General features: G+C 69.0%; 15 protein-coding genes. 13 read left to right on the forward strand and 2 right to left on the reverse strand.

The genetic code is table 11. The annotated features are described in order from the left end of the window. Together JWR81_RS00955 and JWR81_RS00960 are read right to left on the reverse strand one after the other, a co-directional pair. Positions 1 to 462: TetR/AcrR family transcriptional regulator (locus tag JWR81_RS00955; protein ID WP_297645490.1), on the reverse strand; the 462-nt coding region annotated here is incomplete at its 3' end. Between the two features lie 9 nt (positions 463 to 471). After that, entirely contained in the window at positions 472 to 1,587 is a 1,116-nt protein-coding gene (locus tag JWR81_RS00960) for an adenylate/guanylate cyclase domain-containing protein (RefSeq protein WP_297645493.1), read from the reverse strand. Positions 1,588 to 1,723: 136 nt separating this feature from the next. On the opposite strand from JWR81_RS00960, the gene JWR81_RS00965 reads away from it, so the two are divergent. The 13 genes from JWR81_RS00965 to JWR81_RS01025 all read left to right on the forward strand — a co-directional run. Further along, positions 1,724 to 2,371 (forward strand): GntR family transcriptional regulator, encoded by a 648-nt coding sequence (locus tag JWR81_RS00965; protein WP_297645497.1) that lies wholly within the window; start codon positions 1,724 to 1,726, stop codon positions 2,369 to 2,371. A 124-nt stretch (positions 2,372 to 2,495) separates the two neighbouring features. Then, on the forward strand, positions 2,496 to 3,269 hold the full coding sequence (locus JWR81_RS00970; RefSeq protein ID WP_297645500.1) for an ABC transporter permease: 774 nt from the start codon (positions 2,496 to 2,498) through the stop codon (positions 3,267 to 3,269). Continuing rightward, positions 3,266 to 4,090, forward strand: a complete 825-nt coding sequence (locus tag JWR81_RS00975) for an ABC transporter permease (RefSeq protein WP_297645503.1) — start codon at positions 3,266 to 3,268, stop codon at positions 4,088 to 4,090. Before JWR81_RS00970 ends, JWR81_RS00975 begins: the two co-directional genes overlap by 4 nt. Beyond that, a complete protein-coding gene (locus JWR81_RS00980) occupies positions 4,087 to 5,268 on the forward strand; it encodes an MCE family protein (protein ID WP_297645506.1) in 1,182 nt (393 codons plus the stop codon). Before JWR81_RS00975 ends, JWR81_RS00980 begins: the two co-directional genes overlap by 4 nt. Further along, positions 5,265 to 6,281, forward strand: a complete 1,017-nt coding sequence (locus JWR81_RS00985; protein WP_297645509.1) for an MCE family protein — start codon at positions 5,265 to 5,267, stop codon at positions 6,279 to 6,281. Before JWR81_RS00980 ends, JWR81_RS00985 begins: the two co-directional genes overlap by 4 nt. After that, a complete protein-coding gene (locus tag JWR81_RS00990) occupies positions 6,269 to 7,273 on the forward strand; it encodes an MCE family protein (protein ID WP_297645512.1) in 1,005 nt (334 codons plus the stop codon). Before JWR81_RS00985 ends, JWR81_RS00990 begins: the two co-directional genes overlap by 13 nt. After that, complete coding sequence (locus JWR81_RS00995) at positions 7,270 to 8,493, forward strand: MCE family protein (protein WP_297645515.1); 1,224 nt, start codon at positions 7,270 to 7,272, stop codon at positions 8,491 to 8,493. The genes JWR81_RS00990 and JWR81_RS00995 overlap by 4 nt, the downstream gene beginning before the upstream one ends. A 20-nt stretch (positions 8,494 to 8,513) precedes the next feature. Further along, on the forward strand, positions 8,514 to 9,740 hold the full coding sequence (locus tag JWR81_RS01000) for an MCE family protein (protein WP_297645517.1): 1,227 nt from the start codon (positions 8,514 to 8,516) through the stop codon (positions 9,738 to 9,740). Continuing rightward, positions 9,740 to 11,176 carry an MCE family protein gene (locus JWR81_RS01005; RefSeq protein ID WP_297645519.1) on the forward strand — a complete coding sequence of 479 codons (1,437 nt, stop codon included), beginning with the start codon at positions 9,740 to 9,742 and terminating at the stop codon, positions 11,174 to 11,176. Before JWR81_RS01000 ends, JWR81_RS01005 begins: the two co-directional genes overlap by 1 nt. Before the next feature lie 203 nt (positions 11,177 to 11,379). After that, entirely contained in the window at positions 11,380 to 11,841 is a 462-nt protein-coding gene (locus JWR81_RS01010) for a hypothetical protein (RefSeq protein ID WP_297645522.1), read from the forward strand. After that, complete coding sequence (locus tag JWR81_RS01015) at positions 11,838 to 12,437, forward strand: hypothetical protein (protein ID WP_297645525.1); 600 nt, start codon at positions 11,838 to 11,840, stop codon at positions 12,435 to 12,437. The genes JWR81_RS01010 and JWR81_RS01015 overlap by 4 nt, the downstream gene beginning before the upstream one ends. Beyond that, positions 12,434 to 13,072, forward strand: coding sequence for a hypothetical protein (locus JWR81_RS01020; RefSeq protein WP_297645528.1), 639 nt, complete (start codon positions 12,434 to 12,436; stop codon positions 13,070 to 13,072). The genes JWR81_RS01015 and JWR81_RS01020 overlap by 4 nt, the downstream gene beginning before the upstream one ends. Continuing rightward, positions 13,069 to 13,642: hypothetical protein (locus tag JWR81_RS01025; protein WP_297645531.1), on the forward strand; the 574-nt coding region annotated here is incomplete at its 3' end. The genes JWR81_RS01020 and JWR81_RS01025, both read left to right, overlap by 4 nt.

Raw genomic sequence — 13,642 nt, forward strand, 5'->3', positions numbered from 1 at the left:
CTCGGGCAGCCCGGCGAACGCCCCGCCGGCGACGGCCTCCGCGATGGCCTGCCGGAGCAGGCTCTCGCCGATCCCCACGAGTCGCGCCACCTCGGCGGGTCCGCTGTCGATCGCGGCCGGCCCGCCCGATCCTGTGCTCAGCGTGGCCCGCAGGCCCGGCACATCGGCGATCCGGGTCAGGGGAGCGGTGCAGATGCGCAGGATCCGTTCGTCGGGGTCCGCGATCGTGCTCGCCGCTTCCCAGACCTGCTCCACTCGGTGGGATTGGTCCAGCAGGGCCGCGAGCAGGACGCTGTTGCGGTCGCGGAAGTGCCGGTAGAGCGTGCCGTAGGCGACCCCGGCGCGGGCGGCGATCTGCGACTGCTTGGCCGCCAGCGGGCCGACCTCGCCGAGCACCGCGACGGCGGCCTGCAGGATGCGCTCCCGCTCCGCCGGGTCCGGAGGCTTCGCCGTGCGTGGCACCGCGTCAGGCTAGTGGCGCGCCCTCGGTCGTGCGCCGAGCCGCCAGCACTCGAGATGCTGGTAGCCCTGGACGTCGACGGGGTCCACTGCCGTCAGCGCGAACCGCGTGTCCGTCGCCAATGCCCATGCCGCGCGGGCGTCGACGAGGATCTCGTTCGGCGCGGAGCGCGACGTCAGGCGGGCAGCGATGTTCACCGGTTCCCCGAACACGTCGCCGTACCGGACCAGCACGTCGCCGAGCGCGAGCCCGATGTGCAGGCCGGGGAGGTCTGGCTCGGAGCGCACTCGCTCCTGGAGTGCTATGGCGATGGCCGCCATGTCGGTGACGTCGTCGGCAACGAACAGCACCTCATCGCCCACGGTCTTGACGATGCGGCCCCGGCCGTCGGCGACCACGCCCGCGGTGCTCGACTCGAAGCGCTCGAGCAGTGCGGCGAGCTGGGTGGCGGTGAGCTCGCGGGTGGCGTGCGTGAAGCCGACCATGTCCGCGAACCCGACCGCGAGCACGGTTCCGGCGGCCGTCACGTCATCGGACTCCAGCCGCAACAGCAGTCGCGAGACGGATGCCTCGAGGTGCTGGCGCCATACGTAGGTCTGGGCCTGCTCGAGCAGAGGGATCGCCGCGGTTGTGAGCCGGAGCGCCTGGCGGGGGGAGAGGTCGGCGAAGCGCTCGCCCACGAGCAGCCGCAACAGCATGTCGACCTGCCATTCGGCGAGCCGCGACATCGACTGCGCCATCGCGCGGGCCACGGCCTCTGTCACCTCGGCTGGGAGGATCCCCAGTTCGGTGAACGTCGACATGAGCCGGGCGCTCTCGACGTCGTGGTCGGTGAACGGAGCATCGTCGTCTTCGATCTGCGGGAAGCCGATCGCACGCCAGTGGGCGCGGGCCTGCTCGTCGTCGAGCCCGGTGAGCTCGACGAACCTCTGCCACGTGTACCGGCGGGGCGCGCCCAGCACGATCGTGTCGATCGCCTCGCGCACCGGCGCCTGTCCGCCGGGGTTGGTCCACTCACCCCGGCGGAGCGCCTCGAGCGGCTCGATCAGCGGGCCGAGCCGGACCTGCTCGCCAGGGTCCTCGGCGTGCGGGCCGTCCTCCGGCCGGCTCGCCTCGTCGTCCGTCACGGGGCAAGGATGCCCGGCCCACCGGAGGATTGTGAGGACGGGCAGGGCAGTCCGTGGACGGAAGGTGGCTGACGTGCCGAGGGAGCAGCGTGGGCGTGCGGCTGGTGACGGTCCGGCGACGACCCTTGGGGCGCAGGTGGCCCAACGGCTCGAGCAGGAGATCCGGGCCATGGGCTGGCCCGTCGGCTTCGCACTCGGGTCCGAGTCCGAGTTGACCGAGCGCTTCGGCGTGGGAGTCGCCGCCATCCGTGAGGCCTCCCGCATCCTCACCGCGCGCGGTATAGCACGGTCACGCCGCGGTCCCGGCGGCGGGATGTTCGTCATTGCGCCTGACCGCCAGATGGTCACCGACGTGGCACGGCTCTACCTGGAGCGCACCGGTGTTGACCGGGCCGAGCTGTTCGACGCATGGTGCGCGTTCGAGCAGACGGCCGTGGCGAGCCTCGCGGCCACGATCGACGCCGCGGGGGCCGAGCGCCTCCGCGCGCTGGTGAAGTGGAACCGATCTGCGTCGGTCCTCGACGTCGCCCACATCCACCTCGAGATCGCCCGGCTCGCGGGCAACAAGGTGCTCGAGCTGTTCATCAACACGGTCGCCGAGCTGGCGATGGCTCCGGGCGGTATCGCGAGCCCGGCGCGTGGCGGCACCGAGTGGTGGCAGGAAGCACACGTCGAGTTCATCGAGTCGATCATCGCGGGCGACGTGGCCAGGGCTCAACTGCACCTCGGGAGAGTGGTCGAGCACCTCAAACATGCAGGTGGAAGGCCGCGCCGTCAGAATTAGATAGATGTTATTCCGGATAGCGTCACCTCCAGCTGAGTCCTCTCGTTAGCTCCATCACAGGCCAGTGCACGGATGGAGCTTCGATGGAGAAGTCGATGGTGGGCGCCCGGGACCGGTGGTCTGAGTGGCGGTGATCTCTGCCGCCGGGGTGATGAAACCGGTAGGCGCCTTCGTCGCCATGACGCTGGACACCGCGCGTGCGGTGGGGAAGCGCCCGTTCCACTGGCGTGAGTTCGTGCAGCAGATCGCGTTCATCTCGGGCGTGTCAATCGTCCCCGCGGTGATGCTGACGATCCCGTTCGTCGGGTTCACGATCTTCATCCTCAACACGCTCCTGGTCGAGATCGGAGCCATCGACTACGCAGGCGCGGCAGTCGGACTCGCCGTCATCCGCGAGATCGGGCCGATCGCGAGCGTGCTGGTCGTGGCCGGCGCCGGCTCGACGGCCATCTGCGCCGACCTGGGCGCCCGGAAGATCCGCGAGGAGATCGACGCGATGGAGGTACTGGGCATCGACCCGATCCAGCGCCTGGTGCTACCGCGCGTGCTGGCGTCGGTGGTGGTTGCCGTCGGGCTCAACTGCGTGGTCTGCATCGTCGGCGTGGCGGTCGGCTACGTCTTCGCGGTGCCGGTCCAGGGCTCGTCGGCAGGGCAGTTCACCGCGAGCTTCACGCTGCTGACCGGCACCACCGACTTCGTGCTCAGCCAGACCAAGGCCGCTGTCTTCGGGCTCGGGGCAGGACTGGTGGGCTGCTTCCGCGGTCTCAGTGCCGCCGGCGGCCCGAAGGGCGTCGGCGACGCGGTCAACCAGACGGTCGTGCTCGCCTTCGTTGTGCTCTTCATCTTCAACACGCTGCTGTCGTTGATCTTCCTCCAGTTGGGACTGCTCTCGTCGTGAAAGCGTTCAAGGTCGTATCGGCCTCGGGCGATGCCCTCGAGGGCCTCGGTCGGCAGATCGGCTTCTACGGGCGGGCGTACGGCCTCGCCCCGTTGACATTCACGCGCTACAAGCGCGAGATCGTGCGCCAGCTCGCCGCGGTCAGTTTCGGCACCGGAGGGCTCGCTCTCGTCGGCGGCACGGCGGTGATCGTCGCGTTCATGACAGCGAGCACGGGGGTCGAGGTCGCAATCCAGGGCTACACGGCATTGAACAACGTCGGTGTCGAGGTGCTGACCGGCTTCGTCTCCGCGTACGTCAACACCCGGATCGCGGCCCCGGCCATCGCAGCGGTGGCGCTGGTCGCGACGGTCGGGGCCGGCATCACCGCTGAGCTGGGGGCGAGGCGCATCAGCGAGGAGATCGACGCGCTGGAGGTCATGGCCGTCCCGCCGGTGCCGTTCCTGGTCACCACCCGGATCATCGCCGGGCTCATCGCGATCACGCCGCTCTACGCGATCTCGCTGTTCGTCTCCTACGGCATGACGAAGCTGACCTCGGTGGTGTTCTACGGCCTGTCCTCGGGGTCCTACGACCACTACTTCTCCACGTTCCTGGTGCCCGGCGACATCGTGAACTCCTACCTGCAGGTTCTCGCGATGTCCGTGGTGATCGTGTCGATCCACTGCTACTACGGCTTCCACGCCGCCGGCGGCCCCGCCGGTGTCGGCCGAGCCGTCGGGAGTTCGGTGCGGCTGTCGCTCGTGCTCGTGCTGTTCACGCTGTTCGCGCTGACGCTAGTTCTGTACGGCAACTCCGACTCGCTCCACATCTCGCGATGACCGCGGCGGCGAAGTACAGGCTGATGGGCCTGGCGACGATCGGCGTCGTGGTCGCCCTGGTGCTGGCGACCATCGGATCGTTCAACCAGGTCTTCACGCCGGCCGTGGATGCGACGGTGCGGGCGGACCGGGCGGGGCTCCTGATGGCTCCCGGATCGGATGTCACGCTGCACGGCATCGTCGTGGGCAAGGTGCGCGAGGTGTCCGAGGTGAGCGACGGCTCGTCACTGAAGGTGGCGTTCAACCCCGACATGATCGATCAGATCCCGGCCAACGTGGCCGCCTCCATCACGGCCCCGACGGCCTTCGGTACGAAGTTCGTGCAGCTCGTCCCCCCGGCCGTGCCGAGCCGGAGCCACGTCACGGACGGCGCCGTGATCGAGGCGGGCGGCGGCGAGTCGACCGAGGTCCAGACCGTGCTCGACGGGCTGCTGACGCTGCTCCAGCACGTTGACGTCGCGAAGCTGAACAGCGCGCTCGGTGCGCTGTCGGTGGCGCTGAACGGCCGCGGTGACAGGCTGGGAGCCACGGCGGTGCAGCTGAACCAGTACCTGGAGAAGCTCAACCCGAGCCTGCCCGCGCTGGGCAGCGACCTCGGCAGCGCTGCGGACGTCACCGACAACCTCGCCGACGCCGCACCGGACCTGCTCAGGGTGCTCGACAACCTCTCGGTCACCTCGGGGACGCTGGTGGACGAGAAGTCGGCGGTGTCGAACCTGCTCGCGCAACTGATCACCATGTCGAAGGACGGGAAGACGTTGCTGAACGACAACGGCGACGGACTGATCACCACGTTGAGCACGCTGCGTCCGACAAGTGCGCTTCTCGCGCGATACTCGCCGATGTTCCCGTGTCTGTTCGCCTCGGCGAACCAGCTTCGCAAGGACATCGAGCCTGTGATCGGCGGCGAGTACCCGGGCATCCACACCTTCACCTCGTTCCTCCCCGGCAGCGCCGGCTACAAGTACCCGCAGGACCTGCCGAAGACCGACGCCAACGAGGACCCGAGCTGCTACGGCGGCCCGTTGCAGTACCGGCCCGGCGACAACCCCTACCCCCATGTGAACTTCGACGACGGAACGCCCAGCTACGACAGCAGGTCGGACGCGGTGGTGGCGAAGCGTCCTCCGTTGCCCGCGCTGCTGTTCGGCGACGCGGGGAGGGGGATCGGGGGATGAACCTCCGTCGTTCGCTGATCGGATCAGTGGTCTTTGTCGTTATCACCGCCTTGGTCGGTGGGGTGATCGTTGCCGCCCTCTACGGCACGCCGCCAGGGCAGAACACCTACGTCGCCGAGTTCACCGACGTGTCCCAGCTCAAGCCGGGTCAGGACGTTCGGGCGGCGGGTGTCGCCGTCGGCAGGGTCGCGTCGGTCTCGCTCAACCCGGACCACACCGCGCGGGTCGTGTTCAGCACGGCCACCAACGTGCCAATGACCGCGGGCACGCAGGTGGCGGTGAAGTACAAGAATCTCATCGGTGACCGATATCTGTCGCTGACCGAGGGACCCGGTGCCGCCGAGCCGCTGGCGCCGGGGGCGATCATCCCGCTGGCGAACACCCATCCGGCACTGGATCTCGACGAGCTCACGAACGGGTTCGCGCCGTTGCTGCAGGGGCTGGCGCCGGACCAGTTCAACCAGCTGTCGTCCAGTCTGATCGCCGTGCTGCAGGGTGAGGGAGGGTCGATCCAGGACCTGCTGGGCAGTATCGGGTCGTTGACCGGCACACTGGCCGACCGGGACAAGGCGATGGGGCAGCTGATCGACAACCTCAACACGGTCCTCGGCACGCTGCGCTCCAACGGCCAGCAACTGCAGTCACTGGTGGACAACCTCGAGACGCTCGTGTCCGGCCTGGCCGCCGACCGCACTCGGATCGGACGCTCGATCCAGGGCATCGACGACCTGACCGGCTCGATCAGCGATCTGCTCCAGGATGCGCGGCCCGACATCGCGGGCACCGTCTACCAGGTGAACCGGCTGTCCACCGTGCTCAACGCGGACAGGCCCACGCTCGAGAACGACCTGTCGAGGTTCCCCGGCTACTACCAGGTGCTCGGACGCGTCGGTGCCTACTCGTCCGCATTCCAGTTCTACATCTGCGGTGTGCAGCTACGGCTCAAGTCCCCGACGGGGCAAGTCGTGACCACGCCGATGATCAGCAGTGAGGTCAAGCGGTGCCAGTTCTGAAACGCAGCTTCCGAGAACGGGACCCGATCAAGGTCGGCATCGCGGGCGTCATCGCCATCGTGGTGCTGGGATTCGGCATCTTCAACGCCGGCAACGTCGTCCGGTCGTTCACAGAGAGCTCCTACACCGCGCTGTTCTCGGACGCCGGGAACCTCAAGACCGGTGACGACGTGCGGGTCGCCGGGGTGCCGGTCGGTACGGTGAACGCCATCCGTATCCAGAACGACGCAGTGGCGATCGACTTCTCGATGTCGGACGCCGGGGATCTCGGCACCGACACCCGCGCCGCGATCAAATCGGCGACCGCGCTGGGGACGAAGTTCCTCGCGCTGATGCCGGCCGGCAACGGCCAGCTGCGCTCCGGCGCGACCATCGGTCTCGACCACACCCAGGCGCCCTATGACATCTCCCAAGCTCTGGGGGACTTCGCGAGCGTGTCCTCCGATCTGAACAAGCCCCAGCTGTCGGATTCGTTCAACACGATCGCCGACACGTTCGCGAACACCCCGCCCGAGCTGAAGTCGGCGTTGAGCGGCGTCAGCCGGTTGTCGCAGACGATCGCCGCGCGGGATCAGTCCCTGCGCGACCTGCTGTCCAACTCCGACGTGGTGACCGGTCTGTTGGCCGAGCGCAGCGGCAAGCTCGTCACCCTGCTGACCGACGGCAACGTGCTGCTCGACGAACTCAACCAGCGCCGCGATGCGATCCAGGAGCTGCTGGTGAACGTGACCGCCACGATCAACCAACTCAACGGCCTGGTCGCGGACAACCAGAAGCAGCTCGGCCCCGCGCTCGACCAACTGCACCAGGTGCTCGACCTGCTCAATCGGCAGAGCGCGAACATCGGGGCGTCCATCCAGGGCGCCAAAATCTATGCGGGCTCGCTCGGCGAGGCAGTGGGCGGAGGTCCCTGGTTCTTCGCGCTCATTCCGGACCTGCCGCCGACCAACCTCGCGCCGGTGGTCCCGACACTGCTGGGGCAGGGCAAGTGATCGGCACACGACTGTTCCCCTGGGTGGGCGCGGTGGTCGCCGTCCTGCTGCTGGGCGGCGTGGCCTTCGCCGTGCTCAAGCCGGGGTCCGAGAAGAGCGCGACCGTGTACTTCACCCAGGTCGTCAACGTCTACCCGGGCGACCCCGTGAAGCTGATGGGCGTTCAGATCGGCGCGATCGACTCCATCACGCCTGAGAAGAACAAGGTGCGGGTCGACCTGCACTACGACGCGGACGCGCCCATCCCGGCCGACGCCGGCGCCGCCATCCTCGCGCCCACGCTGGTCTCGGGCCGGTTCGTTCAGCTCGCCCCCGCCAGGTCCGCCGGTCCACGGCTCGCTGACGGTGCCGTGATCGACGTGGACCGCACCGTCGTCCCGGTCGAGTGGGGTCAGATCGTGAACCAGCTCAACCAGCTCAGCTCCGCGCTCGGCCCGCAGGGCGCGAACAAGGACGGCTCGGTGACGCGGCTGCTCAACACGACCGCCGCCAACCTCCAGGGCAACGGCAGTGACCTGCACGCCACGATCGAGTCGCTGTCGCAGGCTGTCGGCACGCTCTCCGACGGGCGTGATGACCTGTTCGGGACTGTCCGCAACCTCCAGACGCTGGTCACCGCGCTCGCCGAATCGGACCAGCAAGTCGGTCAGTTCAACACCCGGCTGGCGCAGGTCTCGGGGACCCTCGCCGACAGCAGCGGCGACCTGGCCACGATGCTCGACACCCTCGACTCGTCGGTACAGAAGATCGGGGCGTTCATCCGGGACAACCGCAACCAGCTCTCGGGGGACCTCGACGGGTTGAAGCAGGTGTCGCAGACGCTGGCGGACAACCGGCAGGCACTGGCCGACATCCTGCAGAAGGCGCCCACCGCGATCTCGAACTTCCAGAACATCTACGACCCGTTCAGCGGCTCGATTACGGGTGCCTTCGCGCTGACCAACCTGCGTGACCCGGCGCAGTTCCTGTGCGGCGCGATCTTCAGCGTGGGTGGGACGCCCGACCAGTGCAAGCAGGCTGTCGGGCCGCTCGCCGATCTCGCGAAGATGGACGTCGTTCCGGTCCGAGCCAACCCGATCCAGCGCGACGGCGGAAGCAACCAGATCAACGCCGGCGACGGCGTGGCGCCTCCCCAGAACCCGACGCTCGCTCCGCCCGCGGACAGAGCCAAGTCCGACCCGCCGCAGCTGACCTCGCTGTTGGCCCCCGGAGGTAACTGATGAAGCGGTTGCCACGACTGATGGTCGGCGCCGGTATCGTGCTCGCGTTGGTAACCGGGTGCAGCACGGACCCGATCCAGTCCATCCCCTTGCCCTTTCGATCCGGAACCGGGGACGGCGGCTACACGGTGGCCGTGCAGATGGCCGAGGTGACGAACCTCGTGCCCAACGCCGAGGTCAAGGTCGCGGACGTGACGGTCGGGACGATCACGTCGATCGTATTCGACGACTGGAAGGCCGACCTGACCGTCTCGTTGCGCCCGGACGTCACCCTACCGGCGAACGTGACGGCGCGTATCGGGCAGAAGAGCCTGCTCGGTGCGGAGTACCTGGAACTCGACGCCCCCACAACGGAGCCACCGGTGGGGACGCTGCGCAGCGGAGACACGATCCCGCTGGCGCGTACCTCGCGCTATCCGGAGACCGAAGAGGTCCTCGCCGCAGCGTCCACGGTGCTGAACGGCGGTGGCCTGGCTCAGATCAAGACGATTACCACGGAGCTCAACGCCGCCCTGGCCGGTCGGGAGGGCGACTTCCGCGGCCTGATCGGCAACCTGCAGACGTTTGCGGGGACGCTTGACGCGCAGAAAGCCAACATCGTCAGCGCGATCGACGGTCTCAACCGGCTGGCAGGCGAGCTGGCTCTGCAGAACAAGACCCTCGACACGGCGCTCAACACCATTCCTGGCGGGGTGAACGCGCTTGAGCAGAACCGGGTGCAGTTGGTGAACGGGCTCGACGCCCTGTCCCAGCTTGGGGACGTGGCGACTCGGGTGATCAACGGGTCGAAGGACGATCTCATCGGCAACCTGCACGACCTGCAGCCCGCATTGCAGGAGCTGGCTGATTCCGGCAACAACCTGACGCAGTCGATGTCGGAGATCGGCACCTTCCCGTTCCCCTCGAACACGACCTTCCCGACCGTCATCAAGGGCGACTACGGCAATCTCTTCATCACCGTCGACCTCGACCCGACGGTGCTCGCCCGCAACTTCGGGGTGGGCTTCCCGGGTGGGACGGCCGGGATGCCGCTCGGCACACTGCCACCGCTGGGCGGGGGCATCACCGGCGGCGATCCGCTGAAGCTGCCGTCCCAGCTGCCCGCCGTCCCGCCGCCGTCGCTCCCGCTTCTCCCGGTGGCCCCGGGCCCCGTCGGCCAGCAGGGCCAGGGGAGCGGCGCACCAGCGACGACGACTCCCCCGGCCAAGCCGGGTCTCCTCGGCGGACTCCTCGGAGGCGGTAACTGATGCTCGACCGGTTCACGAGATTCCAGGTACTGGCCTTCGTAATCGTCACCGTCGTCGCGGTCGGGTACGCGTCGGTCGCCTACATCCAACTGCCGTCGGTGCTCGGCTTCGGGCGCTACAACGTCTCCGTCGCGCTGCCCGACACCGGTGGCCTCTATCCGCGCGCCGTCGTATCCCTGCGCGGGGTGCCGGTCGGCCAGGTCTCGGACATCGTGCTGAACGGCACCGGCGTCCGGGCCGACCTGGCCATCGACAACGGCACGGAGATCCCAGCGGGATCGGACGTCGAGGTCCGCAGCGTGTCGGCCATCGGTGAGCAGTACCTCAACTTCGAGCCCACGCAGAGCGCCGGGCCGATGCTCGCAGCCGGGGCGCTCGTACCGGCATCCCAGGTGACCCTGCCGGTGCCGGTGGCGAACCTGCTGTCCAACCTCAACGGGTTCGTCGGCACCCTTCCGGCCGATTCCCTGAACACCACGGTCAACGAGCTGAGCACCGGGCTGACCGGCACGTCAGGAGACCTGCAACGGTTGCTCGATTCGGGGGGTTCGCTGCTCACCACCGCGGACGCCAACATCGACCCGACCCGCAGGCTGATCGACGACCTGCAACCGGTGCTCGCCACCCAGCAGCGGACGGAGGGCGACGTGCGGTCTTTCTCGGGCGACCTGGCCACGTTCACCCAGCAGCTACGCGACTCGGACCCGGCGCTCCGGGGCACGATCGAGAAGACCCCGGCCCTCACCGGCGAGGCGGACCAGCTCGTGAACCAGATCCGGCCTACGCTGCCCGATCTGCTGGCCAACCTCACCGCCGTCGGCCAGGTGGCCAAGGTGTACCTGCCGAACATCGCCCAGATCATCACGGTGCTCCCGACGACGATCAACGACATGCAGAGCGTCATCCAGCGCGCGCCCATCCCCGACGCCGCATACCTGAACTTCAAGGCCGTGGTCAACGATCCTCAGCCTTGTACACAAGGCTTTGTCGAGCAGCAGCGCGATCCTTCGGACCTGTCGCCGGCGCGGCCGGCGGCGAACGCCTTCTGCGATGAGCCCGCCGATTCGCCGATCGGTGTCCGTGGCACCCGCAACAGCCCGTGCCCCAACGGCGACCTGCGGTCCAAGGATGCGTCGGGGTGCGGTCTGGACTTCCAGACCCCGGAGGAGGCCAAGGCCGCCGAGGACGCCGGCATCGACACCATGATGAAGGTGGCCGCCGGCCTGCCGACCTCGGTACCCCGGCCTTCCGACGCCGCGACCACGCCGCTGGACGTGGCCGGAACGGAGGTCTCCACCCCCTACGATCTGGGGACGGGGTTCTTCATCGGGCCCAACGGCAAGTCCTACCTGCTCGGTGGTTCGACGCCACCGGCCCCCGGTGGTTCGGACTGGCGCTCCCTGATCCTGGCCCCGATGGGTGTCCCCGCGCCCTGACCTGTCGTCCTGCCCCACCTCCCCGACAGTCTGGAGTCTCGATGACCGAGACCGAAACCCGTGAACGGTCCGTTGACGCCGCTGCGCCCACATCCGGACGGACCAAGAGGAAGCGGGAGCAACGGCGACGTCCGGGCGGGCTGTCGCGCCGGCTCCCGTCCTGGATCCGGTCGGTCCGGTTGCCGGGGCGACGGATCCATCTTGTGCTCGGCGGGGCGGCCGTCCTCCTCGTCGCCGCGCTGGTGTGGCTCGTGATCCAGACCCGGACCGAGGCCGAGCAGCGCGACGATGAGACCGCTGCCCTCGCCGTGGCGCGGCAGACGGTGGTCAACCTGCTCACTATCGACCCGGCCACCGCCAAGGCCGCGCTGCAGCGCCTCGAGGACGCCTCGACTGGCGAGTTCAAGCAGCAGGTGGTCGCCGAGGGCGACCAGTTCGGCACGGTTGTGGACCAGGCAGAGGTGAACGCAACGGGCACGATCAGCGAGGCCGGTGTCCGGACCCTCTCGGGCGACCAGGCGACGGTGCTCGTCAGCGCCGTGGGGCTGGTGAAGAACACCGAGACACCGCAGGGCGAGCCCCGGCAGTACCGGATGGTGCTCGGGCTGCAGCGCGATGCGGCGAGCGGCAACTGGCTCGTCGCGAAGCTGGACTTCGTCCCGTGACCGCCGCGACGTCCAAGGAGGCGACCGACGTGGAAGCCACGACCGAGCTCGAGAGCACGAACGAGACCGCCAACGAGACGATGGTGGTGACCCCGCCGGCGGATTCGAAGCCCGAGGCCCGGCGCCCCTGGCCTACCGTCGTCCTCGCGGCGGTGGTCGTGCTGCTCGCGGCGGTAATCGTGGTGGCCGGGCTGCAGTGGCGAACCGCCGCCCAGACCGAGCAGGCCCGTACCGATGGCCTCGCCGCTGCGGTGGACCTGACGCCGAAGCTGCTCACCTTCGACTACCGCACCCTGCCCGTCGAGGTCGGCCAGGCGCAGGCAACGACCACGGGTGATTTTGCCAAGGAGTACTCCACGCTGGTGCAGCAGTACCTCACCCCCAATGCGATGAAGCAGCAGTTCGTCACCCACGTGACCGTGCGCGACAAGTCCGTCGTCAGCGCGGAGCCCGGGAAGTTGGTGGCGATGCTGTACCTCAGCCAGGTCACCACGAGCGCGACCCTCACCGCGCCGCGGCTCGATAACAGCAGCGTGCGTGTGACCCTCACCGAGGTCGGCGGGCAGTGGCTCGTCGCCGGGCTGGAGCGAGTATGAGCGAAGAGAAGAACGAGATCGAGAGCCCCGCCGCGGAGCCCGCCACCCCCGAGGGCGCCGTCGCGGTGCTCGACCCGGAACCCGCAACCGGGGCCGGCGACGTCGGGGGCGCCGAGCCGCCCGTCGCGTCCGAGGCGAGGGCTGCCGCGGGCCAGCGCCGGTTCGGCCCGATCGCGACGGTGCTCACCGTGCTCCTGGTGGTGCTGCTCGCGGTCGGGGCGCTGCTCGGCGTACGGGCCGTGCAGGCCGGAGACCGGCAGGCAGACCGCGCCGCGGTCGTCTCGCAGGCCGAGCAGGCGGCGAGTGATCTCACCACGATCAGCGCCGGCAACGCCCAGTCGCGGATCAACGCCCTGCTCGATCTGGCCACCGGTCCGTTCCGCGACCAGCTCGTCGGCTATTCGTCGATGTTCCAGGCCGTGCTGCAGCAGGGCGGGGTCGGCTCCAACGGTTCGGTCACCGCCTCCGGTGTCGAGAAGCTCGACTCGAACACCGCCGTCGTATTGGTGAGCGTGACGGCCACGGTCACCAACTCGCAGGTCCCCGACGGGGTGCATCGCAGTTACCGGATCGCGGCGTCACTGACGCGGGTCGGATCCTCGTGGCTCGTGTCGTCGATGGATTTCGTCGGATGAACGCCCGTACGACGAACAAGCCGGTCGCGACGTCGACCGGCACCGCGACCGACCCCGAGGACGAGATGACGACCAGGACGGAGACCTCCGAGACCGCGGAGGCCGAGGCTGCGGAGGCCGAGACCGCGGGGGCGCGCGACGCGGAGGCGCGCGACGCGGAGCCGGCATCGGCGGACGTCGAGGACGAGGAGGCCGGGCCCGAGACGGAGAAGCCGCGACGCACGCTCCCCAACCCTCTCCGCCTGCTCCGTGCCGCGCCCGGCCGGATCGGGCGCGGCGTCGTCGCGGCCGGGCGTGTGGTGTCGCGCCGGATAGAAGCTTCGTCGCGGCGCACGCGGCTGGTCGTGCTGGGCGTGCTCGCCGCCCTCGTGGTCTGCGCGGGTGCCGGCGTCGGCGTGCTCGCCTGGCAGGACAGCACGACGTCGTCCGCCGATGCGGCCTCCGCGGCGGCCCTCGATGCGGCGCGGACGAAGCTGCCGCTCGTCCTGTCCTACAAGGCCGCCACGCTGGATACGGATCTGGACCGGGCGCGCCAGCAGATCACGGGCACGTTCGGGTCCCAGTTCGACC

The sequence above is a fragment of the Pseudonocardia sp. genome, from assembly GCF_025965585.1.
Classification (GTDB): Bacteria; Actinomycetota; Actinomycetes; order Mycobacteriales; family Pseudonocardiaceae; genus Pseudonocardia.